Here is a 22,680-nt window from a genome sequence, read left to right on the forward strand (position 1 = left end):
CCCCTCAATAACCGTCATTACCACTCACGACCAGCTGTCCCACGGCGAGGACCGCTTCGGCGTCCCGAGCGAGTTCGACGTCCTCACCTGTTCCCATGGCGAAAACGGTCACCGGCGCGCCGTCCGGGCTGAGCACCCGGTCCCCGTCACCGAGACATCGGGCCGGATCGACCGAGATCCCGAAAACGCCCAGCCCTCGGGCCAGTCGCGCGATCAACTCCGGCTGGTGCTCGGTGACCCCGCCGGTGAACACCACGGCGTCGATACGCTCGAGGCTCGCCGCCATCGCGCCGATCTCACGGCGGATCCGGTGCAGGTAAACGGCCATAGCCGAAACCGCGTCCGGATTCCCGGCCGCTTCCCTGGCCAGCACGGCGCGCAGGTCGCCGTTCGTGCCGCTCATCCCGGCGAGACCGGAGCGGCGGTACAGCGCGTCTTCCATGTCTTCGATCGACATCGGCGCCGTACGCAGGACGTGCAGCAGCAGCCCTGGATCCACCGAACCGGACCTGGTCGCCATCGCCGGCCCTTCCAGCGGGGTGAAGCCCATACTCGTGTCGACGCTCCGGCCGCCGCGGATCGCGGTCACCGAGACACCGGCGCCGAGGTGGCAGCACAGGATCTCGGGCGCCTCGGCGTCGAGCAGCGCCGCCACCCGCCGTGCCGCGTGACGGCACGAAAGACCGTGGAAACCGTAGCGCCGCAAACGTCCCTGGCTGGTCCATTCCCGCGGCAGCGCGTACCTCGACGCCTCCTCGGGAAGACCGGAGTGGAAAGCCGTGTCGAACGACGCGATCACCGGCAGGCCAGGACGCAGCCGGAACACCTCCCGTGCCAGGCGGACCGCCTGCGGCTGGTGGAGCGGCGCGAACGGACTGAGCTTTTCGAGCGCGTCCACGACCTCCGAGGTGAGCCGGACCGGGCCGGTCCGGGAGCCCCCGTGCACGAACCTGATGGCCACGGCGTCCACTGTGGACCATCGATCGAGAGCCTGTCCGGCGGCGGCGTGCGCGTCGTCCAGGCTCATCGCGGCCCATCCGACCGGTGTGCCGTCGACGATCAAGGACGACTTCAGGCTCGAAGAGCCGGGGTTCAACGTCAGGACACGCATGAAGACTCCTTCGAGCGCATAGGGGCCGGGCGGACGCGCCCTGGGGGTCGGCTCGTCCGCCCGGCCTCAGCCGGTCAGCCCTTGCCGACCTCGATCTTGACCTGCTTCTCCTGCGGCTTGTCCTCGACCGGCATCGAGACTTCGAGGATGCCGTCCTTGTAGGCCGCGGTGATCTTCGCCGTCTTCGCACCGGACGGCAGGGACACGGTCCTGCTGAACTTGCCGTAGTAGAACTCACTGCGGCCGTGCTCCGCGGTCCTGGCCTCGCGCTCGGCGGTGATCGTCAGCAGCCCTTCGTGCGCGGTGACCGAGATGTTCTTCTCCGGGTCGAAACCGGGAAGCTCGGCCCGGACGAGGTACTTGCCGTCCTCGACGGACTCTTCGATCCGCACCGGGTTGTGTTCGGCGAACGGCCACGGGTTCTCCAGCCAGGCCGCGATGCTCGGAAGGGTCATGCGGGAACCGGGTACGAGAGATGTCATATCCGTCTTTCCTTTCCTGGTTCGGCGAACTGCACAACATCAGCAAACTCGGGTACCGCGACGACCGAAGCGGCCGGACTTCCTTCCCGGCCAGGTCGAAAGTCCCTTTTCCGCTGGGCAGCACGTTTCGGGGCCCGGCCGCGGCGGGCTTGCCGGTGTCGGCCACCGTCGGGCTTTCGCACGAGACGTTCCCCTGAGCTCAGCGTGTGGGAGCACGGCGGACGGTCACGCCTGCGGCGAGCGCGACCAGGAGCCACGGCGCGAAGTGAACAAGACGGATTTGCGGCGCGGCGATTTTCCTCACTGCCCGGACGCCGATGAGATCGACATGAACTACGCCGGAGGCAGGTTCATGAGCCGTCGTCGCTACCCGCGGTCGTCCGGAGAAGCGAGCAATGCCTGCGCGCCGAGCTCTCCTTCGATCACGGAAGCGGCCACGACACTCAACTTCAGGCCGCGTCCGCTCGCGTAGCCACGCAGCGCGGTGAACGCCGTCGCCATGTCGACGGCGAGACGTTCGGCGACGAACCCTTTGGCTTGCTCGACGACCACACGGCTCTGAAGTGCCGCCTGAAGCTGCTCGGTCACGAACTCGTAATGACGGACAGGGCGCTGCTGGAACAGGCCGATCGTCGCGACGTCCGCCAGCGCCTGGGCGGTCTGCAAGTACCGTTCGCCGAAGTCTCCGCGATTCCGGCGGAAGATGTTGAGGGCCCCGATGGTCTCGCCGCGCTGTCGCATGGGAATCGCTGTCACGGCGTCGAAACCGGCGCCGATGGACGCGAGGGCGAACCTCGGCCACCGGGTCCGCGCGGCGTGCAGATCCGGCTCAGCGACCCGCACACCGGACCGGAAAGCCTCCAGTGAAGGGCCTTCTTCAGTCTGCAGTTGGAACAACTCCGTCAACCGTGTCCGCTCTTCCGAAGCCGCGACAAGTTGCAGCGGCCCGTGCTGCGTGGTCAGCAGCACTCCCGCCGCATCCGCCTCCAGGAGCTCGGTGCAGCGCTCGACCAGCAGATGCAGGAAGTCGATGACGTCGAAGTCGTCCAGCAGCGTGTCAGCCAGCTCCGCCAGCGCATCGACGAGACGGTCTTCGATCATCGGAGCGTCCTTGTCATCTGGTTCGTAAGAGGACCTTGAGGAACGTGCGAGACGGTCAAGACGGCTCCTTGAAGGGAGCGAAACGCACTTCACGAGCCACGACCGCGGCGGCCAGTGAGTTGAGCGTTCTCTGTTCCGCGAAGGCACGTGCTCTCAGTGTGGCCAGCGCGTCGCGCATACTGATCCCGAGTTGAGCGGAGACCATCCCGGTCGCCTGGTGCACCTGCACGCTTTGCAAAGGCAAAGCGTCGAGACGAGGGGGTCCTCCCGGGCCGGGCAGGTCGGCATGTTCGTCCAGCAGCATCCGCAGTGCCAACTGGGCGAACGCCAGCGCGTCGATCAGGGACGAGGGGGACAAGGGGCGGGTCTCGACCCGATGCAACGAGAGTCCCCCGAGCACGATCGAGCCGACCCGTAACGGTAAGGCGAACACCGCGCGAGCACCCGCCTCCACCGCCAGGGGCGTGAACAAGGGCCAGCGGTTCTGGAGGTCCGGAGTGTCGAGGTCGGCGGCCAGAACGGCGGTGCCCTCCTTTCGCGCATCCACCAAAGGCCCCTCCTCGACAGTGCTGTGCAATGCGGCCAGTTGCTCCGCGAGCCGATTCGTCGCGCAGCGGGTATCGGACATCCCCTGCGGCAGGTCGATCGTCAAAGCCACACCGTCCACCTTGAGACGTCCGACCGCCGTCTCGCACAGCGTAGTGGTCGAAAGTGGGCGTCCGAGTGAAGCGGCATGTTCGACGGCCCAAAGCATTACCTGTGGCAGCCGCCCGCCGTTGTCGCCGGTCATCGTCACCGCCTCGTTTCGCTGTCGAGGAAACCGCTCGCCACGCCTGACCGGTTATTGAAGCAGACCCCAGTGGATTTACCGGGCATGTGAGCACCAAAGCAAATCGCCCCGCATCCCGACGCGGTCATTCGCCTGTTCGAGGGAGGACCTTCGTCTCTACGGATCACCTCGGCCCCGAGCAGATCATCAGTGGACCGGAGGACGACAAAGGGAGACGATCATGACGGTACGGCTCGGGATCAACGGCTTCGGCAGGATCGGGCGGGACATCCTCCGCTGTGTACTGGAGTCGCCGGAGAGCCCGATCGAAGTGGTGGCGGTCAACGACATCACCTCGCCCGAGATGCTGGCCCATCTCCTGGTCCACGATTCCACGTACGGCAGGCTGCGGACGCCGGTCGAGATCGTCGACGGTGCGGCTCTCCGCGTCGGGGATCACCTCATCGGGGTCACGGCCGAGGCCGATCCGGCCCGGCTGCCGTGGAGCGAGTACGGCGTCGACGTCGTCGTCGAGTCCACCGGCAAGTTCAGGACCCGCGAGGCCGCGGGCGCGCACCTGGCCGCCGGTGCGCGGAAGGTCGTGATCTCCGCGCCGGGCAAGGGGGTCGACGCGACGATCGTGCTGGGCGTCAACGAAGGCGACTATGACGCCGAGCGCCATCACGTCATCTCCAACGCGTCGTGCACGACCAACTGCGTCGCGCCGATGGTGAAGGTCCTGCACTCGGCCTTCGGCATCCGCCGTGGTCTGCTCACCACCATCCACAGCTACACCGGCGACCAGGCCCTGCTGGACCGCCCGCACAAGGATCCGCGCCGCGCCCGGTCGGCGGCGGTCAACGTGGTGCCCACCAGCACCGGCGCCGCCAAGGCGATCGGGCTGGTGATCCCGGAGCTGGCGGGCCGGCTCGACGGGGTCGCGGTGCGCGTGCCGGTCGAGGACGGCTCGCTGACCGACCTCACCGTCGAGCTCGAGCGCCCGGTGACCGCCGAACAGGTCAACCACGTGTTCGCCGAGGCCGCGGACGGCTCACTCAAAGGGATCCTGCGCTACACGGAAGCGCCTGTCGTGTCACGCGACATCATCGGCGATCCGGCGTCGTGCGTGTTCGACGCCCCGCTGACCAAGGCCGACTCGCATCTGGCGAAGGTCTTCGGCTGGTATGACAACGAATGGGGCTACGCCAGCCGCACGGTGGAACTGGTGGAACTGATCGCGCGCACGCTGCCTGCGAGGTGAGGAGGGTTCGCCGTCGTGGGCTCCGCCGGCCCACGCGGCGTCAGCCCACCCACAGCACGCTGGTGATCCCGGCGATGTCCACCGGCTCCCTTCAATCACCCGGCCGAGGCCATCTGCCCCGGCCGGGTTCGTCACGATCGGTCTCCGCCGGTCAGGCGGCTGGAGAGATCAAGCCGTAGTGACCGTCATAACGGTGATACAGCACGCAGCCACGACCACGATCCGCGTCCAGGAAGAACAGGAACGGCCTGCCGAGCAGGTTCAGCCGGTCCACGGCCTCGATCGTGGTGAGCAGCGGCGCTCGCCGGGAGCTGATGGTGACCGGAACCTCGAACGGGCTGAGCATGTCCGGTCCGGGCGGCGTCACCTGCGCGATCCGGTGCAGCGTCGGCCCCGCGTGGTACACCACGGTGTCTTCACCGGTACCCGTTTCGGTGAACAGGTGGAAGTCGTAATCCAGCAGGTGCATCTCGGCCACCGCTTCGTCCACGGTGGAGCGGTTCAGCGTGTACGCCTTGTGCCGGAGGATCTCGCGCTCCTCGGACGGCCGCGGGAAGAACTCGTCACGGACGGTGGGCATCGACTCGTGCCGCCATTCGCGCGGATCCGCCAAGGGCCTTCGGCCGCGGCGCGCTTCCCAGTGCCGGGCCGCGCGTTCCAGCCCGGTACGGAGCCTGGCTTCGAGTGCGTCGACGGCTTCGGAGGCGGTCGGAGCCGCGACCTGAGCCCGTACGACCCTGCCGTTCACGTCGACGTTCCCCTGCACGACCACGGGACGGGCGACCGCCGGGTCGTGGTGAACCGTGAACCTGACCCGTGCGGCGAGGACCGGCTCGCTCGCGAGCCGGAGGAGCTTGCCGATCTTCTCCGCGGCGTAGGCCTGCGCCTCCGGCGACAACCTGCCCCGCACGGCCACCTCGACCTCGGCGTTCGCCGTCGCGATCCGTTCCCGCATCTGGATCCGTCGTCCTTTCCCACGTCTAGTCCGTACGTGTCCCCGGGCCGTCACCGGACGCCCCCTTCGGTGTTCTCGCCGGGGTATTTGGCGAGAATCTCCCGAAGCGCCGCCACGAAACGCAGTGATTCGTCATGGCCGCGCTGCCACACGTTGCGGCCGAAGATCAGCCCCGTGGCCCCGGCTTCCATGGACTCGCGCGCCTTCTCCAACATCGCGTCGTCGCCCGCCTTCGTTCCTCCGGAGACGAGGACGAGCGTGCGGTTCGCCGACCGGACCACCGCGTCGATGGCCTGCTGCGAAGTGAAGTCCTGCTCGTAGGGTGCGGGGACGGCGGTGCGCTTCTCCGGATGGGGGAAGTTCACCTTGACCACGTCGGCGCCGAGTTCGGACGCGGTCCGTGCCGCGTAGTCGACGGCATAGTAGGAATCCTTGCCACCCTTGGCCTCGATGGCCGCGCCGCGCGGGTAGGCCCAGACGATCAGCGGCATGCCGAGCCGGTGTGCGTCGTCGCGGACCCGGCGGTACTGCTCGAAGTCGGCCTCCTGCGCCGGCGTTCCGACGTACAGCGTGTACCCGACGGCGTCGGCACCCAGCCGGACCGCGTCCTCGACGGTGGCGTTGACCGGCGAGAGCGCCCGCTCGTCGGACGGGATATCGGTCTTGCCGTTGAGCTTCAGCACCAGCGGAACCTCACCCGCGTAGTCCCAGTAGAACTTCTCGGCGAGGCCGATCTGCGTGACGATCCCGTTGAACCCGCCCTCCAAGGCCAGTTTGACGATGTACCGCGGATCTCTCGCCGCGGGATTCGCGAAGAAGTCGCGCGGCCCGTGTTCGAGGCCCTGGTCGTACGGCAGGAAGAACGCGGTCCCGTTGCCCAGCCCGTGCCGGTACAGGATGCGGTTCAACCTCGCCTTCTTTCCGGTGTTCAGACCGAGTTCCCTGAGCTTGGGACGGATCGTCACAGCGCACCTCCGGTTTCGCTACTGACGACCAAGTTAGGAAGCGACGGCGACCCACCGCTCCCGTCGTTCGTCCCGTGCGGAAGGGACCTTCGCCACGAGCTGTACAGCGAGACCGTCCGCCGTCTTCCCGGCGGGCCGCACCGGGGCCGAACAGTCCCGGCAGGAGGGACCTCCGGCCCTCGTCACCCCGCTTACGGGTCGGCGACGCTCGAGGTGCCAAGCAACGACCTGACTGGGAGAACGCGATGAAGCAGCCCCGGCTCGGCAACGACCGCAAACCTCCGCCGGGCCTGCTCGGCTTCCTGACCGGCGTGCAGCTCACCCTCGCCGCGGTCGCCTGGACGGACCTCGCGATCCGGCCGGCCATCGAGATCCGCGGCACGAAACGGGCGTGGGCCCTGATCATCGCGATCAACTTCGTCGGGCCGATCGCCTACCTGACCTACGGCAGGCGGCCGATCGACCCCGGCGCGGCCGCGCGGGCGTGAGGGGCGGGATCATGCGGTGGAAGCCGATAACGAAGACGGTGGTGGCCAGAGAGGCGGCCAATCTCAAGGACTACGAACGCACTCGCCGCGAGTTCACCTGGACCGAGGCGCGGAAGGCGATCTCCGGACTGCCCGGAGGACGAGGCCTCAACATCGCTTACGAGGCCGTCGACCGGCATGCCGCCGGTTCACGGGCGGGCCGGACCGCGATCCGCTGGGTCGGCAAGGACGACCGGGTCCACGACATCAGCTACCGCGAACTGGCCGAACGGACCAACCGGTTCGCCAACCTCTTGGCGGAACTCGGCGTGCGCCCCGGTGAACGGGTCTTCACCCTTCTGGGCCGGGTACCGGAGCTGTACGTCGCCGTGCTCGGCGCGCTCAAGGCGGGCTGCGTCGTGTCCCCCCTGTTCTCCGCGTTCGGCCCCGAGCCCATCAGACAGCGGATCCAGCTCGGCGAAGGCGCCGTGCTGGTGACGAACCCGGCTCTGTATCGCCGGAAGGTCCGTGCGCTCCGCGCGGATCTGCCGTCGTTGCGGCAGGTGGTGGTCACCGGGGACGAAGACGAGCCCGGCGCACTGGCGTGGGGTCCGGCCATGAAGGCGATGGACGCCACCTACGACATCGCCGCTACCGGCCCGGGAGATCCCGCGCTGCTGCATTTCACCAGCGGGACCACCGGGACGCCGAAAGGCGCCCTGCACGTCCACGAAGCGGTGCTCGCACACCACGTCACCGCTCACTACGCCTTGGACCTGCATGAGGACGACGTCTTCTGGTGTACCGCGGATCCCGGCTGGGTCACCGGGATGTCCTACGGCGTGATCGCCCCGCTGACGCACGGCGCGACCCTCGTCAGCGACGAGGGCGAGTTCGATGCCAGACGCTGGTACCGGGTTCTCGCTTCGCAACGGGTCAGCGTCTGGTACACCGCGCCGACGGCGTTGCGGATGCTGATGCGCGAGCGCGACGACCTCGCGTCGGGGTTCGATCTGTCCGCGCTGCGGTTCGTGGCGAGTGTCGGCGAACCGCTCAACCCGGAAGCCGTGGTCTGGGGGCAGGAAACCCTCGGCCTGCCCGTGCACGACAACTGGTGGCAGACCGAAACCGGCGCGATCATGATCGGCAACTTCGCCGGGGAGGAGGTCCGGCCAGGTTCGATGGGCAGGCCGCTCCCCGGGATCGAAGCGGCGTTGGCGGCCCGAGGCGACGACGGCCGGGCCGAGGTGATCGACGGCCGCCTCCGGCTGATCACCGATCCGGGCGTCGACGGCGAGCTCGTGCTCCGGGCCGGCTGGCCGTCCATGTTCCGCGGCTACTGGGGCGATCCTGAGCGCTACTCGCACGCCTTCGCCGACGGCTGGTACCTCAGCGGTGACGTGGCGAACCGGGACACGGACGGCTACTACCGCTTCGTCGGCAGAGCCGACGACGTCATCAAGTCGGCCGGGCATCTCGTCGGCCCGTTCGAGGTGGAGAGTGCGCTGCTGGCTCATCCCGCGGTGGCCGAGGCCGGGGTGATCGGCACCCCGGATCCGGTGGCGGGCGAACTGGTCAAGGCCTATGTGTCGCTCAAGAACGGGCACGAGCCGACCGACGAACTCCGCCTGGAGCTGCTCGCGTTCGGCCGTCGCGCGCTGGGCGCGGTGGCCCCGAAGGAGATCGTGTTCGACCAGCACCTTCCGCACACTCGCAGCGGCAAGGTGATGCGACGGCTGCTGAAGGCCAGGGAGCTGGGCTTACCGGAGGGCGATGTGTCCACTTTGGAGGGTGTCGGATGAGCGGGCGGCGAGCGGCGCGAACCCCCAGGGCCAAGCAGCGCACCGAGCTGCTCCGCCAGATGGTGCGGATCAGGCGGTTCGAGGAACGCTGCGTAGAGTTGTACAGCGCGGCCGCGATCCGCGGCTTCATGCACCTCTACATCGGCGAGGAGGCCGTGGCCGCCGGGATCATGCAGGCCATCGGCCCCGAGGACCCCGTGGTGTCCACCTACCGCGACCACGGTCACGCGCTGGCGAGAGGCCTCCCGATGGAAGCCGTGCTCGCCGAGATGTACGGGCGCACCACCGGCAGCAGCCGGGGTCGTGGTGGCTCGATGCACCTGTTCGACGCGGAGCGCCGATTCTACGGTGGAAACGCGATCGTGGGTGGCGGGCTTCCGATCGCCGTCGGTCTCGCGCTGGCCGACCGGATGCGCGGGAGGCCGCTCGCCACCGTCTGCCTCTTCGGGGACGGCGCGGTGGCCGAGGGCGAGTTCCACGAATGTCTCAACCTCGCCGCGCTTTGGCGGCTGCCGGTGCTCTTCTGCTGCGAGAACAACCTCTACGCGATGGGTACCGCGATCGAACGCGCCCAGGCCGAAACCGACCTCGCGGTCAGGGCCGCGTCCTACGGCATGCCGGCGTGGCCGGTCGACGGGATGGACGCCGTGGCCGTGGCGGAGGCGGCCGAACGGGCACTGGAAGGCATTCGCGGCGGCTCCGGCCCCTGTTTCCTGGAGTTGCGTACCTACCGGTTCCGGGCGCATTCGATGTACGACCCCGATCGGTACCGCGACAAGGCCGAGGTGGAGCGCTGGAAGGAGCGCGACCCGATCGTCTCGATGATCGCCCTGATGCGGGCCGACGGCGAGCTGACGGACCCGGGGCTCGAGGCGTTGGAGTCCGAAGTGGACGAAGAGATCGCCGCCGCGGTGAAGGCGGCCGAGGCGGGCCCGCTGGAGCCGGTCGAAGACCTGACCAAGTTCGTCTATTCGGAGCGATCATGACCGACACGATCACTTACCGGGAGGCACTCCGCGAGGGCCTCCGCGACGCGCTGAAAAGCGACGGACGCGTCTTCATGATGGGCGAGGACATCGGCCGGTACGGCGGCTGTTTCGGGGTGAGCCTCGGCCTCCTGGAGGAGTTCGGCCCGGACCGGATCCGCGACACCCCGCTCTCGGAGTCCGCGTTCGTCGGAGCGGGGATCGGCGCCGCGCTGGGCGGGCTGCGGCCGATCGTCGAGATCATGACGGTCAACTTCAGCCTGCTCGCGCTCGACCAGATCCTCAACAACGCGGCGACGCTCCTGCACATGTCCGGGGGCAGGCTCAACGTCCCGCTGGTGATCCGGATGACCACCGGTGCCGGACGGCAGCTCGCGGCGCAGCATTCCCACAGCCTCGAAGGGTGGTACGCGCACATCCCCGGGCTCAAGGTGCTCGCCCCCGCGACCATCGAAGACGCGCGCGGGATGCTCCAGACCGCCTTGCTGGATCCCGATCCGGTGCTGCTGTTCGAACATGGGGCGCTGTACAACGTCTCGGGTGAGCTGGATCCGGCGGCGGGCGCGGTGGACATCGACCGTGCCGCGGTCCGCCGGAGCGGCACGGACGTCACGATCACCGCGTACGGCGGGACGCTGCGCACCGCGCTCGCCGCGGCGGCCGAACTCGCCACCGAGGGCATCGACGCCGAGGTGATCGATCTGCGCACCCTCCGGCCGCTCGACGAAGCCACGATTCTCGGGTCGGTCACGCGGACCCACCGGCTCGTCGTGGTCGACGAGGGCTGGCGCAGCGGCAGCCTCTCCGCCGAGATCGCCGCCAGGGTCGCGGAGAAGGCACTCACCGAACTGGACGCCCCGATCGAACGGGTGTGCACCGCGGAGGTGCCGATCCCCTACGCCAAACAACTCGAGGAAGCCGCACTCCCCCAGGTCTCCGACATCACGGCGGCGGTCACCCGGGCGGTGGGCTGAGATGACCGACTTCGTGATGCCCTCGCTGGGTGCCGACATGGACGAGGGAACCGTCATCGAATGGCTGGTCAAGCCGGGCGATGTGGTCGAGCGCGGTGACCTCGTCGCGGTGGTCGACACGGCCAAGGCCGCCATCGAGGTCGAATGCTTCACCGCCGGAAAGGTCCGGGAACTCCTGGTGCCGGCCGGCACGAAGGTTCCGGTCGGCACGGCGTTGGCCACGATCGACACCGGCGAGGAGGCGCTCGAGCCGCCGGAACGGAAAGAGCCCGCACCGGCGACCGGGCCGCCACCGGCACCTGCCCACACCACGGAGATCGACCTGGCCAGCCCGCCTGCCAGGGTCTTCGCGGCGAGGACAGGCGTCGATCTGAAGACGGTGCACGGAACCGGCCGCGACGGCCGGGTGACCCATGGCGACATCGAACGGGCCCTGCCGAAACCGGCCGCGCACGGGCGGACCCCGATCTCGCCCTACGCCCGGCGGCTCGCCCGCGAGCTCGGCGTCGACCCGGTCACCCTGGCGCCGACGGCACCGGACGGCATCATCCGCGCCAAGGACGTCCGGGCCGCTCACCCGGCGCCCTCCCTGCCGCGGCCTTCGCGGCACACTCTGGACCCCGATGCCCTGAGGCAGGCTGTCGCCGCCCTGATGTCGCGGTCGAAACGGGAGATCCCGCATTACTACCTGACCTCGACCATCGACCTGTTCGCCGCGACCGAGTGGTTGCGGGAGCACAACCTCCGGGTGCCGGTGACCGAACGGCTCGTCCCCGCCGCGTTGCTGCTCAAGGCGACCGCGCTCGCCGCCGCGGCGGTACCCGAACTCAACGGCCACTGGACCGACGACGGGTTCCGGCCGGGAGAGTCGGTGAAACTCGGTGTCGCGGTGGCGCTCCGGGGCGGCGGGCTGGTGACACCGGCCATCTCCGGGGCGGACCGCCTCACCCTTCCCGAGACCATGGCGAGCCTGCGGGACCTGGTGAGCCGCGTCCGGACCGGGACGCTGCGCGCGGGCGAGCTCACGGCGGGCACGATCACGGTGACCGACCTCGGCGACAACGGGGTCGAATCGGTGCACGGCGTGATCTACCCGCCACAGGTCGCCCTCGTCGGATTCGGCGCGATCTCCCGGCGTCCGTGGGCGGTGGACGGCCTGCTGGGCGTCCGGCCGCTCGTGACGGCGACCCTCGCCGGCGACCACCGTGCCACCGACGGCGCGACCGGCGCCCGGTTCCTCAAGACCGTGAACACCCTGTTGCAGAGTCCGGAGGAGTTATGACCGATTCACTGACCCGGGAGCGGGCGGGCACCGCGATCCGTACCGCGTTGCGGGGATTCGCCACCGACGCCGAAGTGGCCGCCTTGAAATCCGACGAGAACATCCGCGAGGCCTTCGAACTGGATTCCCTGGACTTCCTGACCTTCGTCGAGCGCCTTTCCACGGACCTCGGCGTGCGGATCGACGAGGACGACTACCGCGCACTGTCCACGATGGACTCGACGGTCGCCTTCCTGACGGCTCGGGGGTAGCCGTGCTCCAGACGGTGGATGTCGGCGAACTGTCCGTCTCCGCGTACCGGGCGGTCGTTCCCGACCAGATCATGGAACCGCTCGCGGCGGTCGCCCGGGACCTGCGCGGCGCGCGGGTGCTGCACCTGAGCGCGACCCCGTACGGCGGTGGCGTCTCGGAACTGCTGCGCTCGGCGGTGCCGCTGTACAACGACCTCGGCATCGAAACCACGTGGAAGATCATCAGCGGGCAGCCGCCGTTCTTCACCTTCACGAAGAAACTGCACAACGCGTTGCAGGGCGCGGGCGACGAGCCGATCACCGCGGCCGATCGGGCGCTCTACGAGCGGACAGCGGCCGAGAACGCCGCGGAGCTCACCGCCGATCCGCAGTTCTCCGGGTTCGATTTCGTCTTCGTCCACGATCCGCAGCCCTCGGCCGTCCTGTCCTTTGTGGATCGTGGTGCCGCGTCGTGGATCTGGCGCTGCCATATCGACACCTCGTCCCCCGCGCCCGCGGCCTGGGACTACCTCCGCCCGTTCCTCACGCCGTACGACGCGACGGTGTTCACCATGGCCCAGTTCGTCCCGCCGGACCTCGATCGCGCCCGGGTCGACATCATCCCGCCCGCGATCGATCCCCTGAGCCCGAAGAACATGTCGCTCGACGACCGCACGACGCGCGCGGTCCTCAACTGGATCGGTATCGAACCGGACCGCCCGCTGATCACCCAGGTGTCCCGGTTCGACCCGTGGAAGGACCCGCTGGGCGTGATCGAGGCGTTCAGGATCGTGCGGCGCACCGTCCCCGACATCCAGCTGGCGCTGGTCGGTTCGATGGCGCTCGACGATCCGGAGGCGTGGGAGGTGTACCGCGCGATCAGCGCGGAAAGCGAAGGCGATCCGGACATCCACTTGTTCACCAATCTCACCGGTGTCGGCAACATCGAGGTCAACGCCTTCCAGCGGCGTTCGACGGTGATGGTGCAGAAGTCGATCCGCGAAGGGTTCGGTCTCGTGGTCTCCGAGGCGCTGTGGAAGGGCACGCCCATCGTGGCGGGCGCGGCGGGCGGGATCCCGCTGCAGGTCGCGGACGACGCGGGCGGAGTGCTGGTCGGATCCGTGGAGCAGTGCGCCGACGCGCTGGGGGCCTTGCTCACCGATCCGGCGAGGGCGGCGGCGCTGGGGGCGGCCGGACATGAACGCGTCCGGCGGCATTTCCTCCTGCCCCGCCTGCTGCTCGACGAGCTGACCCTCATCGCCGGGATCGGCGCCGGACGCGTCCCCGCCGAACTCACGACCACCGGAGACCATCGCGACCCGGTCTGCGGAATGACCACCTACACCGCCGAATCCGGGCACTCGACGGAACTGGCCGGCCGGACCTACCGGTTCTGTTCCCGTCGCTGCCAGGAGATCTTCGCCCGAACCCCGATGGGAGTCCCGCGATGACAACCCGACGGTGGCACGGCGGGGAGCTGCGCCGCGACCGGCTCACCGGCGAATGGTCCGTGCTCGCCCCCGGCCGGGCCGCCCGCCCGCACGCCCCGGACGGTGACTGCCCGTTCTGCCCAGGCCCCGGTGAGGACACCCCGCCCGAGTCGTGGCGATTGCCCTCGGCCGACGGGCGGTCCTGGCGGGTCCGCACGGTGCCCAACCGCTACGCCCTGTCCGACCGGCACGAGGTGGTGATCGAGTCCCCGCACCACGACTGGGACCTCGCGGCCGGGACCGACGCCGAGGTGGCCGACGTCCTGTACGGGTGGCAGCAACGGCACATCGCCTTGCGTGAGACGGCGGCGCAAGTGGTGATCTTCCGCAACCACGGCCCGGCGGCCGGGACATCGCTGCCGCATCCGCATTCCCAGATCGCCGGTCTCCCGGTGCTGTCACCGGGGATCCGGCACCGGCTCGACCGGTACCGCGAACATCACGGCCGCCGCGGCCGGACGTTCGCCGCGGATCTCCTCGCCGAAGAACTGCGGGCGAAAACCCGGATCGTCCACGCCGGAGAGCATGCCGTCGTCTTCGCGCCGTTCGCGCCGGCCGCCTCGTACGAACTGCGCGTGCTCCCCCGCCGCATCCGCGCCGATTTCGCCACCGTCCCCGCGGACGAACTCGGCGGTGTCGCGCGCGTACTGCGCATCGCGCTCCGAGCGCTCCGCGACGAACTCGCCGATCCCGCGTACAACCTGATCGTCGACACCGCGCCGTCCGGCTGGGAGCAGGCCCCTTTCCTGGCCTGGTCGCTCCGGATCCTGCCCAGGGCCGACGTCGCCGCCGGACTCGAACTGGCGACCGGGATCCCCGTGGTGACGACGACACCGGAACAGGCGGCGGCCGCGTTGCGCTCGAAGATCGCCGATCCGGTACCGGCTACCTGACCGGCGGCGGAACGACCGCGACGGGACAGGAGGCGAGGTCCAGGAGCGCGTGAGAGGTGATGCCCAGGATCGGCTTGGACCGCAGCCGCGCACGGTGCGAACCGACCACGATCAGCCGCGCCCCACCAGCCTCGGCCAGCATCCCCCGTGCCCGGTGGCGATCGCGGACCAGCCGCGGCCGGACCACGACGTCCGGCCACACCGGCGTCCGGTCGGCGAGACATCCGGTCAGCATCAAGGCGTCGGCCTTCTCCTGTTCATGGTCGTACCACACGCGGACAGGGACGAGCGGGCACTCGCGGGCCGCGGCGGCCGAGAAGGCGAAGTCCAGTGCCGCGCGCCCGTCCGGTGAGTCGTCGACACCGACGATCACCGGACCGGAAGCGGGCACCCGCTCGCGCACCACGACCACCGGCGAGGCCGCCCTCGCCGCCACCGCGCGCGCCACCGCCCCGAGGAACGACGCGCCGGTGCGCCCGAAACCCCAGGCGCCGACCGCGACGACCGCCGCCGATCCGGATCGTTCGATGAGCTGCTCCGCCGGGTCGCCGGGTTCGAGCGCACAGCGGAACGGCAGCCCGGGCACGGCGTCCCGCACGGCCGACTCCGCCTCGCGCAGGCACCGCGCCCCGAACCCTTGCGCGGGATCGTGGCCTGGCATCGGCGTGAAGGCGTGGAAGAGTTCGAGCGGCACCTTCCGGGCAGCGGCTTCCTCCGCCGCCCAGCGGGCCGCCTCGACACCCTGGGGTGAGCCGTCCACCCCGGCCAGTACGGGCAGGGTTTTCGAGATTTCGTGATTCGCCATGTCCCGTTCCATTTCTCCCGATCTCGTGAGACCACCAGCACCGGCCGGAGCCGAAGGGAACTTTCCCCGCATGCGATGCGGGGAAAGCGCCCTTCGCCGCGTGAGACGAGGGGAAAGTCCCCTTCACCCCGGACCGTCGCTCGATCCCAGCTCCGCCAGCACGACCCGCACGATCTCCGGCAGCGCCGCGGAGACCGGGCCGGACAGGCCGGTGCCGAGGTCGAGGTCGGCCGCCTCGACCGCCAGCACGACCAGCCGGTCCGGCATCTTCTCGAGGGCGGCGCCCAGCCGTACCGCGTCGGGGATGCCCAGCGCGTGCGAACTCGACGCCCGCACCGACGGCGGCAGCCCGTCCACTGTGGACCGCCAGATCCGCCCGGGCGTGGAGGGTTCGCAGTACACCGCGTCCACGACGATGGCGAGCCCGGCGCCGCTCCAGGCGTCGAGCAGGCCCGCGGGCTCGCCGTCGGAGAGCACCAGGCGGGTACCCGGCGGCACCTTCCCCGGCAGCTCCGCCAGCACCGCGACGCCCACACCGTCGTCACGGCGGTACTCGTTGCCGACGCCGATCACCACCGCGTCCCCGGAGCTCATCGATGTTCCACGGTGAGGTCGAGGAAATGCGCCGAACACGAGATGCACGGGTCGTAGTTGCGGATGGTCCGCTCGCACAGGCCGGTCAGTTCGGCGTCATCGAGTCCGAGGTTCGCCCCCGCGACCCGGCGCAGGTCCTCCTCGATCGCCGACTGGTTCTGCGCGGTCGGCGGGATGATGGTGGCGGACCGGATCACTCCCCCGCCGTCCAGTTCGTAACGGTGGTACAGGGTTCCGCGCGGTGCCTCGCTGACCCCGTGCCCCACCGCCGCGCGTGCCGGGACTTCGACGGCCGGCCTCGGCGGGCGCTCGTAGCCCTCGATCAGGCGAAGCGCCTCGTCGACGGCGTAGACGAGTTCGACGCCGCGCACCAGGATGCTGCGGAACGGGTTCCGGCACTGGGCGCCGAGCCCGGCTTCCGCCGCGGCCTGCCGCGCCGTGACCGACAGCAGCCCGGAGCCGAGGGCGTAGCGGGCGAGCGGGCCGGTGAGGTAGCGGTGACCGTCCAGGGTGGCCTGCAGCGCCGTCGAACGCGGGACCTGCTTCTCGCTGACATGGGTGAGGAAGTCCTTCGCCGGGAACGAAAGGCCACCGCTCGACCGGAGGCTCCCGCGCGCGATCGCGTACCGGCCGGGTTCGGTGACGGCGAGGAACTCGTGCTCGAGTTCGTACTCGGGGTAGTCGAATCCGGCCGCCCACCGGACGGTGTCGAGCGCGTCGTCCAGCGCACGCCTCAGCTGTTCCGCCACCGGGGCCAACTCGGCACGGGCCGGCAGCGCGTAGAAACCGCCGACCCGGACGTTGACCGGATGGATCGCCCGGCCGCCGATCAGGTCCATCAGCGCGTTCCCCGCCTTCTTCAAGGCGAGCCCCCGTTCGACGACGGAACGGTGGTCCCCGGCCATGGCTATCGCGTCCGGGTAGCCGAGGAAATCCGGCGCGTGCAGCAGGTAGATGTGGAGCGCGTGGCTCGAGATCCACTCCCCGCAGTACAGCAGCCTCCGCAGGTCGGCGAGCGGTTCGTCCAGTTCGACACCGCAGGCCTGCTCGATGGCGTTGCAGGCACTCGTCTGGTAGGCCACCGGGCAGATCCCGCAGATCCGCGCGGTGATGTCCGGTGGTTCGGTGTACGCCCGGCCGCGCAAAAGAGCCTCGAAGAACCTGGGCGGCTCGTAGATGTTCAGCTCCGCCCGTTCGACCCGGCCGTCCTCGACGACCACCCGCAACGCGCCTTCGCCCTCCACCCTGGCCAGGGAGCTGACCTTGAGCTGCCTGCTGCGATGACTCATCGGGCACCACCCGCCCAGGTTTCCGGAGCCCCGGTCGTGAACGTGCGGAACACCTTGTCCGTGGCGTCACCGGTGAGACCGTGCACCTCCAGCAGCGGGATGAACGCCTTGGTGTTCGGCGCCGCCGATGGGCCGAAGCAACCGAAGCAGCCCCGGCGGAAGGCAGGACACAACGCGCCGCAACCCGCCCGGGTGACCGGGCCGAGGCAGGGCGTTCCGTCGGCGACCATCACGCAGGTCAGGCCCCGCCGTTTGCAGTCCTCACAGACAGTGCCGCGGGGAAGGTCCGGTTCGCGACCCGCCAGCAGCGCGGTGATCGTCCCGAGCAGCTGGCCTCGGTCGATCGGGCAGCCGTGCAGCTCGTAGTCCACCTCGACGTGCGCCGAAATCGGCGTCGACGTCGCCAGCGTGTCGATGTACTGAGGACTCGCGTAGACCACCGACGTGAACTCACGGACGTCGGCGAAGTTGCGCAACGCCTGGATACCGCCCGCCGTCGCGCACGCGCCGATCGAGACCAGTACCTTCGACCGCTCACGGACCTGCTTGATCCGGCGCACCTCGTCCGGGGTGGTGATGGACCCCTCCACCAGCGAGATGTCGTACGGCCCGGGGAGGACCTCGCTCGACGCCTCCAGGAACTGCGCGATGCTGACTTCCCCCGCGAGCGTCAGGAGTTCGTCCGTGCAGTCGAGCAGCGTCAGCTGGCACCCGTCGCAGGAGGTGAACTTCCAGACCGCGAGTGTCGGTTTTCCCATCACAGCTCCCATACCCGCAGTAGCGGACCGGCCACCGCGTAGTCGACGACCGGCCCGTCCCGGCACAGCAGGAGCGGGCCGAGCTGGCAATGCCCGCACAGTCCGGCTCCACATTTCATGTTGCGTTCCAACGAAACCCTGATCGAGGCAGGCGCGATCCCTTTGCCGGCGAGTACCTCCGCGCAGAACCGCATCATCGGCTCCGGTCCGCAGAGGAACGCCTTGGTGCGGGGAGGATCCAGCTTCAGCCGGGAAAGCGGTTCGGTGACGAAACCGACCGGACCGCTCCAGCCCGGCGCCCGCCGGTCGATCGTCAGTGTCGTCTCCATGTCCTCGCGCGCGGTCCACGAGTCCAGCTCGGCGCGGAACAGGAACTCGTCCGGCGTCCGTGCCCCCGCCACCACGATCACCCGCCGGTAGTCCGTCCGATCCGCCAGCGCGGCGAGCACCACGGGCCTCAGCGGAGCCAGCCCGACGCCGCCCGCGACAATCACCAGATCGTGCCCCGCGGCGGCCCCGGCCTCCCAGCCGGTGCCGAAGGGTCCCCGTACTCCCAGCACGGTCCCCCGTGGTGAGTCGTGCAACGCCCGGCTCACCGCGCCCACGGCACGGACGGTGTGCCCGAGCGAGCCGTCCGAGATCCCGCTCAAGGAGATCGCGACCTCACCGACGCCTCGGGCGTACAGCATCATGAACTGACCCGGTCGGGCGCGCGACAGTGTCCGGCCGAGGGGGTCGAGGCGCAGGGTGACCGAGTCGTGGGTCTCCACCGTCCGCTCGGCCACGCGATACGGCACCGGAAGCATCGGCTCCACCAGGTCGGTCCCCGGTCGCGACCGGGTGTTCATTCCCGGACCGCCGCGAGCTTGGCCGCTTCTTCGGTGATGTCGATCCCCGCCGGGCACCAGGCGACGCACCGTCCGCACCCGACACAGCCGGAAGTGCCGAACTGGTCCTGCCAAGTGCCGAGCTTGTGGCTTATCCATTGCCGGTACCGGCTCTCGGTGCTGGTGCGGACGGTGCCGCCGTGCACGTAGGAGAAGTCCAGCTCGAAACACGACGCCCAGTGCTGCCAGCGTTCCGCGTGGTCGCCGGTCAGGTCGGTGACGTCCTCGGTCGTCGTGCAGAAACAGGTCGGGCAGACCATGGTGCAGTTGGCGCAGCTCAGACACCGCGAGGCGACGTCTTCCCAGTGCGGCGATTCCCGCGATTCCCTCATCAGCTCCCGCAGATCGCCGGACGGCATCGCGCGGCCCATCCGGTTCGCGGCCTCCGCGACCTCCGAACGCGCCGCGGCGACGTCGTCCGGATCGGCCGCGCCGCCACCGGCCAGCGCCAGTACCCGCGCGCCTTCCTCGCTGCCGATGTCGACGACGAACCGGTGCCCGGCCTCGTCGATCCGCTCGGTGAGGCCGAGGTCGTACCCGGGTCCCGCGGCGGGGCCGGTGCCCATCGACGCGCAGAAGCACAGCTCGCCCGGTTCCGTGCAGTTGGCCGCGATCACCAGCAGCCGCCGTCGCCGCCGGGCGTAGGAGCCGTCCGGATGCGCCTCCGCCAGGAGAACCTTGTCCAGTATCTTGATCGCCGCGAGGTCGCAGGCGCGAACGCCCAGGAAGGCATACCTCGGGGCGTCCTCGGGCTCGGCATGGAACTCGCCGTCCGGACCGGCGGAGAAAAGCTTGCGCCGCGGCGGGTGCAGGAACTGCTTCCAGGACTGCGGTCCGGCCGAATGCCCGAAGACCGCCGCGTCCCGGCGCCGCCGCAGCCGGTACCGTCCAGGCCCGGTCTCGACGCCCCAGCCCGCCGGAAGGGCGGCCGCGGAATCCAGTTCGCCGAGCACGATCGCGCCGTCCCGCACGGTCGGTCCCACGACGACATAGCCCTCGCCGATCAGGACCTCGACCAGCCGGTCCAGTCGCGACCGGTCCAGTACGGCGGTGTCTTCGGTCACCACGGCGACCACCTCCGTCCTCCACTGAACCGAGCGGCGCGAACGGGACCTAGGGCCGAAGGGCACCGGCCGGGCCGGTCCGACGTCCCTCGTGGGGATCACCGGGACCAAAGTCTCCGCCGCGTGGGCCCTTCCAGCACTGTCTCCCGCGGCCGGCAGGGAGCGAAGGTGGCTAGGAGCACTCCAGGGGGCGAGGATGGACATCGAGGCGGAGCCGGGCCGGAGAAGTGCCCGGATCGAGGTGCACGGCACCGTGCAGGGCGTGGGGTTCCGGCCGTTCGTGCACCGGCTCGCCGTCCGCCTCGGCCTCGACGGCGATGTCCGCAACGACGCCGGCACGGTGGTCATCCACGCCGCCGGTCCCGGCGGTCCCCTGCGCGAGTTCGTCGAGCTGCTGCGGACTTCGGCACCCCCCTCGGCGAAGGTCGGCCGGATCGAGGTCGACGAGTCGCCCGCGGATCTCCCCGCGCTGCGGGGTTTCCATGTCCGGGAGAGCGTGACCGGGCGGCCGTCCGCCCCCGAGGTACCACCGGACCAGGCGACCTGCGCGGACTGCCTGCGCGAGCTGTTCGATCCCGCGGACCGCCGGTACCGGTACCCGTTCCTCAACTGCACCGCCTGTGGCCCCCGGGCGACGATCATCGAAAACCTGCCGTACGACCGGGAGCGCACCGCGATGCGCGGGTTCCCGCTCTGCCCGGACTGCGAGGCCGAGTACCGCGATCCCGCCGACCGGCGCTTCCACGCCGAACCGATCGCCTGTCCGGCGTGCGGTCCCCGGCTGGCCTGGCACAGCGGGCATACGCTCCGCCATGGTGACGCGGCCCTGGCCGCGGCCTGTGCCGTCATCGCCGGTGGCGGGATCGTCGCGCTGAAGGGCATCGGCGGCTATCAGCTCGTCTGCGACGCGACGGACACGGCGGTGGTGGACCGGCTGCGCCTGGTCAAACCCCGCCCGTCGAAGCCCTTGGCGGTCATGGTCCCCGACCTGCGCACCGCCCGGCTCGTGTCCGTTGTGGACGATCGCGCGGCCGAGCTGCTCGGCTCCCCCGCCGCACCGATCGTCCTGCTCCCGAAGTCCGCCGGGACGCCGTTGGCCGCGTCGGTCTCCCCCGGTCTCACCGAGGTGGGCGTCTTCCTGCCCTGCACGCCACTGCACCACCTCCTGCTCGCCGAACTCGCCCGTCCACTCGTGGTGACCAGTGGGAACCGCGCGGGAACCCCGATCATCACCGACGACGCCACCGCACGCGCCGAATTGGACCCGATCACCGACGGCCGCCTCGACCACGACCGGCCGATCTGGTCCCGTTACGACGACTCGGTCGTCCGCGTCCTCGGAGACCGGACGATCACCTTGCGCCGTGCCCGCGGATACGCGCCCGAACCACTGCCGTTGCCGGTTCCCGCGCCGGAGCCGGTTCTGGCGCTGGGCGCCCAGCTGAAACACACCAGCACCCTCGCGCTCGGCGCCGCGGCGATCACCGGACCGCACACCGGCGACCTGGAGGACAGCGGAACCTTCGGCGCGTTCGAACTCGCCGCCGAAGACCTCTGCCGGCTGCACGGGGCCCGGCCGCGGTTCTGCGCGCACGACCTGCATCCCGGCTACCTGTCGACGCGGTTCGCGCGGCGCTGGCCGGTCTCCCGGCGGATCGCGGTTCAGCACCATCACGCCCATGTCGTCGCGACCGCGGCGGAACACGGCGTCCGGGAACCGTTCGTCGGCGTCGCCCTCGACGGGCTCGGACTCGGTGACGACGGGACGTTCTGGGGCGCGGAGATCCTTCTCGCGACCTACACCGGCTATCGCCGGGTCGGCCGGTTCGCCACGGCGCCGCTGCCCGGCGGTGCCGCCGCGGTCCGCCGTCCGGCGCGGATGGCGCTGGGCTATCTCTTCGGTGCCGAGCCGTGCACCCAGGACCCGGTACCCGAAGACCTGGCAAAAGACCTGCTCGGCCGGATGAGCGGCCGAGAGGTCGCGGTCATCCGGGCGATGATCCGGAAGGGGCTCAACTCTCCCCGGGCGTCCAGCGCCGGCCGGTTGTTCGACGCGGTGAGCGCCCTGCTGGGGCTCTGCGACGACAACGGTTACGAAGGCGAAGCGGCCACCAGGCTCGAAGCGGCCGCGACCGGTTTCACCGGGGTGCCTCCCCTGCGCTGGAAGCTGCGAGAACGCGACGGGCTCTGGGTCTACGACCCGAATCCGACCCTGCGCGATGCTCTTGAGTCCGCTTTGGACAGTCCGGTCGGCGAGGTCGCGGCCCGCTTCCACCGGACCGTCTCCGAGGTCGTGGTCGCGTTGGCCGTGAGGGCGGCGGAGTCCGGCGGCACCGACGTCGTCTGCCTCGGCGGAGGGGTCTTCCAGAACGCCCTCCTGACGGCCGGGGTGCTCGACGGTCTGGCGGAGGCGGGATTGCGTGCCTTCGCCGGCGAACGGATCCCGATGAACGACGGCGGGATCAGCTACGGCCAGGCGGCGATCGCCGCCGCCACGATGAGCGAGAGGTGAACC

The 22,680-nt window shown here is 70.0% G+C and carries 23 protein-coding genes; 11 read left to right on the forward strand and 12 right to left on the reverse strand.

Features of this window, described 5'->3' with window-relative positions:
• Nucleotides 1-4: 4 nt before the first annotated feature.
• A complete protein-coding gene (locus L324_RS09985) occupies nt 5-1,111 on the reverse strand; it encodes an acetate/propionate family kinase (RefSeq protein WP_037305860.1) in 1,107 nt (368 codons plus the stop codon).
• Between the two features lie 74 nt (nt 1,112-1,185).
• On the reverse strand, nt 1,186-1,593 hold the full coding sequence (locus tag L324_RS09990; RefSeq protein ID WP_037305861.1) for an Hsp20/alpha crystallin family protein: 408 nt from the start codon (nt 1,591-1,593) through the stop codon (nt 1,186-1,188).
• Between L324_RS09990 and L324_RS09995 the strand changes: the two genes are divergently transcribed.
• Nucleotides 1,587-1,790: a hypothetical protein gene (locus L324_RS09995; protein ID WP_037305862.1), complete on the forward strand. Its 204-nt coding sequence runs from the start codon at nt 1,587-1,589 to the stop codon at nt 1,788-1,790. The two genes, L324_RS09990 and L324_RS09995, sit on opposite strands and share 7 nt — an antisense overlap.
• 169 nt (nt 1,791-1,959) lie before the next feature.
• Here L324_RS09995 and L324_RS10000 read toward each other — a convergent pair whose 3' ends face one another.
• Both L324_RS10000 and L324_RS10005 read right to left on the reverse strand, forming a co-directional pair.
• Nucleotides 1,960-2,694: a GAF and ANTAR domain-containing protein gene (locus tag L324_RS10000; protein WP_037305863.1), complete on the reverse strand. Its 735-nt coding sequence runs from the start codon at nt 2,692-2,694 to the stop codon at nt 1,960-1,962.
• Between the two features lie 55 nt (nt 2,695-2,749).
• Nucleotides 2,750-3,484, reverse strand: coding sequence for an ANTAR domain-containing protein (locus tag L324_RS10005; protein WP_051173817.1), 735 nt, complete (start codon nt 3,482-3,484; stop codon nt 2,750-2,752).
• A gap of 220 nt (nt 3,485-3,704) precedes the next feature.
• Between L324_RS10005 and gap the strand changes: the two genes are divergently transcribed.
• Entirely contained in the window at nt 3,705-4,724 is a 1,020-nt protein-coding gene (gene gap, locus L324_RS10010; protein WP_037305864.1) for a type I glyceraldehyde-3-phosphate dehydrogenase, read from the forward strand.
• A 151-nt stretch (nt 4,725-4,875) separates the two neighbouring features.
• Here gap and L324_RS10015 read toward each other — a convergent pair whose 3' ends face one another.
• Both L324_RS10015 and L324_RS10020 read right to left on the reverse strand, forming a co-directional pair.
• Complete coding sequence (locus tag L324_RS10015) at nt 4,876-5,679, reverse strand: ribosome hibernation promotion factor (RefSeq protein WP_037305865.1); 804 nt, start codon at nt 5,677-5,679, stop codon at nt 4,876-4,878.
• A 50-nt stretch (nt 5,680-5,729) separates the two neighbouring features.
• Nucleotides 5,730-6,644: a class I fructose-bisphosphate aldolase gene (locus tag L324_RS10020; protein ID WP_037305866.1), complete on the reverse strand. Its 915-nt coding sequence runs from the start codon at nt 6,642-6,644 to the stop codon at nt 5,730-5,732.
• A gap of 245 nt (nt 6,645-6,889) precedes the next feature.
• On the opposite strand from L324_RS10020, the gene L324_RS10025 reads away from it, so the two are divergent.
• The 8 genes from L324_RS10025 to L324_RS10060 are packed head-to-tail and all read left to right on the forward strand — an operon-like array spanning nt 6,890 to nt 14,768.
• On the forward strand, nt 6,890-7,132 hold the full coding sequence (locus tag L324_RS10025; RefSeq protein ID WP_037305869.1) for a PLDc N-terminal domain-containing protein: 243 nt from the start codon (nt 6,890-6,892) through the stop codon (nt 7,130-7,132).
• An 11-nt stretch (nt 7,133-7,143) separates the two neighbouring features.
• A complete protein-coding gene (gene acsA / locus L324_RS10030) occupies nt 7,144-8,913 on the forward strand; it encodes an acetate--CoA ligase (RefSeq protein WP_037305870.1) in 1,770 nt (589 codons plus the stop codon).
• Nucleotides 8,910-9,899 (forward strand): pyruvate dehydrogenase (acetyl-transferring) E1 component subunit alpha, encoded by a 990-nt coding sequence (pdhA, locus tag L324_RS10035; RefSeq protein WP_173426365.1) that lies wholly within the window; start codon nt 8,910-8,912, stop codon nt 9,897-9,899. The genes acsA and pdhA overlap by 4 nt, the downstream gene beginning before the upstream one ends.
• Nucleotides 9,896-10,873, forward strand: a complete 978-nt coding sequence (locus L324_RS10040; RefSeq protein ID WP_037305871.1) for an alpha-ketoacid dehydrogenase subunit beta — start codon at nt 9,896-9,898, stop codon at nt 10,871-10,873. The genes pdhA and L324_RS10040 overlap by 4 nt, the downstream gene beginning before the upstream one ends.
• Nucleotide 10,874: 1 nt before the next feature.
• Nucleotides 10,875-12,155: a dihydrolipoamide acetyltransferase family protein gene (locus tag L324_RS10045; RefSeq protein ID WP_037305872.1), complete on the forward strand. Its 1,281-nt coding sequence runs from the start codon at nt 10,875-10,877 to the stop codon at nt 12,153-12,155.
• Entirely contained in the window at nt 12,152-12,406 is a 255-nt protein-coding gene (locus L324_RS10050; RefSeq protein ID WP_037305873.1) for a phosphopantetheine-binding protein, read from the forward strand. The genes L324_RS10045 and L324_RS10050 overlap by 4 nt, the downstream gene beginning before the upstream one ends.
• A gap of 2 nt (nt 12,407-12,408) precedes the next feature.
• Nucleotides 12,409-13,836, forward strand: a complete 1,428-nt coding sequence (locus L324_RS10055; RefSeq protein WP_037305874.1) for a glycosyltransferase — start codon at nt 12,409-12,411, stop codon at nt 13,834-13,836.
• Nucleotides 13,833-14,768 (forward strand): galactose-1-phosphate uridylyltransferase, encoded by a 936-nt coding sequence (locus tag L324_RS10060; protein ID WP_037305875.1) that lies wholly within the window; start codon nt 13,833-13,835, stop codon nt 14,766-14,768. The genes L324_RS10055 and L324_RS10060 overlap by 4 nt, the downstream gene beginning before the upstream one ends.
• Here L324_RS10060 and L324_RS10065 read toward each other — a convergent pair.
• The 6 genes from L324_RS10065 to L324_RS10090 all read right to left on the reverse strand — a co-directional run bounded on the left by L324_RS10065 (nt 14,761) and on the right by L324_RS10090 (nt 20,168).
• The gene (locus L324_RS10065; RefSeq protein WP_063624586.1) at nt 14,761-15,573 is read right to left on the reverse strand and encodes a universal stress protein; all 813 of its coding nucleotides are present in this window, start codon (nt 15,571-15,573) and stop codon (nt 14,761-14,763) included. The two genes, L324_RS10060 and L324_RS10065, sit on opposite strands and share 8 nt — an antisense overlap.
• A 123-nt stretch (nt 15,574-15,696) precedes the next feature.
• Nucleotides 15,697-16,167 (reverse strand): hydrogenase maturation protease, encoded by a 471-nt coding sequence (locus L324_RS10070; protein ID WP_037305876.1) that lies wholly within the window; start codon nt 16,165-16,167, stop codon nt 15,697-15,699.
• A complete protein-coding gene (locus L324_RS10075; protein ID WP_037305877.1) occupies nt 16,164-17,456 on the reverse strand; it encodes a Ni/Fe hydrogenase subunit alpha in 1,293 nt (430 codons plus the stop codon). The genes L324_RS10070 and L324_RS10075 overlap by 4 nt, the downstream gene beginning before the upstream one ends.
• A complete protein-coding gene (locus L324_RS10080; protein ID WP_037305879.1) occupies nt 17,453-18,214 on the reverse strand; it encodes an NADH-quinone oxidoreductase subunit B family protein in 762 nt (253 codons plus the stop codon). Before L324_RS10080 ends, L324_RS10075 begins: the two co-directional genes overlap by 4 nt.
• Nucleotides 18,214-19,062, reverse strand: a complete 849-nt coding sequence (locus tag L324_RS10085; RefSeq protein WP_051173819.1) for an FAD/NAD(P)-binding protein — start codon at nt 19,060-19,062, stop codon at nt 18,214-18,216. Before L324_RS10085 ends, L324_RS10080 begins: the two co-directional genes overlap by 1 nt.
• Nucleotides 19,059-20,168, reverse strand: a complete 1,110-nt coding sequence (locus L324_RS10090) for a 4Fe-4S dicluster domain-containing protein (RefSeq protein WP_235783477.1) — start codon at nt 20,166-20,168, stop codon at nt 19,059-19,061. Before L324_RS10090 ends, L324_RS10085 begins: the two co-directional genes overlap by 4 nt.
• Before the next feature lie 193 nt (nt 20,169-20,361).
• On the opposite strand from L324_RS10090, the gene hypF reads away from it, so the two are divergent.
• On the forward strand, nt 20,362-22,677 hold the full coding sequence (hypF, locus tag L324_RS10095; RefSeq protein WP_037305882.1) for a carbamoyltransferase HypF: 2,316 nt from the start codon (nt 20,362-20,364) through the stop codon (nt 22,675-22,677).
• The last annotated feature ends 3 nt before the right edge of the window (nt 22,678-22,680 follow it).

The organism is Amycolatopsis orientalis DSM 40040 = KCTC 9412, assembly GCF_000478275.1.
Classification (GTDB): domain Bacteria; phylum Actinomycetota; class Actinomycetes; order Mycobacteriales; family Pseudonocardiaceae; genus Amycolatopsis; species Amycolatopsis orientalis.

What these genes read in the sequence shown, in the direction of transcription:
- L324_RS09985 (WP_037305860.1), bottom strand. Translation starts at nt 1,111, where the DNA reads ATGCGTGTCCTGACGTTGAACCCCGGCTCTTCGAGCCTGAAGTCGTCC.
- L324_RS09995 (WP_037305862.1), top strand. Translation starts at nt 1,587, where the DNA reads ATGTCATATCCGTCTTTCCTTTCCTGGTTCGGCGAACTGCACAACATC.
- L324_RS09990 (WP_037305861.1), bottom strand. Translation starts at nt 1,593, where the DNA reads ATGACATCTCTCGTACCCGGTTCCCGCATGACCCTTCCGAGCATCGCG.
- L324_RS10000 (WP_037305863.1), bottom strand. Translation starts at nt 2,694, where the DNA reads ATGATCGAAGACCGTCTCGTCGATGCGCTGGCGGAGCTGGCTGACACG.
- L324_RS10005 (WP_051173817.1), bottom strand. Translation starts at nt 3,484, where the DNA reads ATGACCGGCGACAACGGCGGGCGGCTGCCACAGGTAATGCTTTGGGCC.
- gap (WP_037305864.1), top strand. Translation starts at nt 3,705, where the DNA reads ATGACGGTACGGCTCGGGATCAACGGCTTCGGCAGGATCGGGCGGGAC.
- L324_RS10015 (WP_037305865.1), bottom strand. Translation starts at nt 5,679, where the DNA reads ATGCGGGAACGGATCGCGACGGCGAACGCCGAGGTCGAGGTGGCCGTG.
- L324_RS10025 (WP_037305869.1), top strand. Translation starts at nt 6,890, where the DNA reads ATGAAGCAGCCCCGGCTCGGCAACGACCGCAAACCTCCGCCGGGCCTG.
- acsA (WP_037305870.1), top strand. Translation starts at nt 7,144, where the DNA reads ATGCGGTGGAAGCCGATAACGAAGACGGTGGTGGCCAGAGAGGCGGCC.
- pdhA (WP_173426365.1), top strand. Translation starts at nt 8,910, where the DNA reads ATGAGCGGGCGGCGAGCGGCGCGAACCCCCAGGGCCAAGCAGCGCACC.
- L324_RS10040 (WP_037305871.1), top strand. Translation starts at nt 9,896, where the DNA reads ATGACCGACACGATCACTTACCGGGAGGCACTCCGCGAGGGCCTCCGC.
- L324_RS10045 (WP_037305872.1), top strand. Translation starts at nt 10,875, where the DNA reads ATGACCGACTTCGTGATGCCCTCGCTGGGTGCCGACATGGACGAGGGA.
- L324_RS10050 (WP_037305873.1), top strand. Translation starts at nt 12,152, where the DNA reads ATGACCGATTCACTGACCCGGGAGCGGGCGGGCACCGCGATCCGTACC.
- L324_RS10060 (WP_037305875.1), top strand. Translation starts at nt 13,833, where the DNA reads ATGACAACCCGACGGTGGCACGGCGGGGAGCTGCGCCGCGACCGGCTC.
- L324_RS10065 (WP_063624586.1), bottom strand. Translation starts at nt 15,573, where the DNA reads ATGGCGAATCACGAAATCTCGAAAACCCTGCCCGTACTGGCCGGGGTG.
- L324_RS10070 (WP_037305876.1), bottom strand. Translation starts at nt 16,167, where the DNA reads ATGAGCTCCGGGGACGCGGTGGTGATCGGCGTCGGCAACGAGTACCGC.
- L324_RS10075 (WP_037305877.1), bottom strand. Translation starts at nt 17,456, where the DNA reads ATGAGTCATCGCAGCAGGCAGCTCAAGGTCAGCTCCCTGGCCAGGGTG.
- L324_RS10080 (WP_037305879.1), bottom strand. Translation starts at nt 18,214, where the DNA reads ATGGGAAAACCGACACTCGCGGTCTGGAAGTTCACCTCCTGCGACGGG.
- L324_RS10085 (WP_051173819.1), bottom strand. Translation starts at nt 19,062, where the DNA reads ATGAACACCCGGTCGCGACCGGGGACCGACCTGGTGGAGCCGATGCTT.
- hypF (WP_037305882.1), top strand. Translation starts at nt 20,362, where the DNA reads ATGGACATCGAGGCGGAGCCGGGCCGGAGAAGTGCCCGGATCGAGGTG.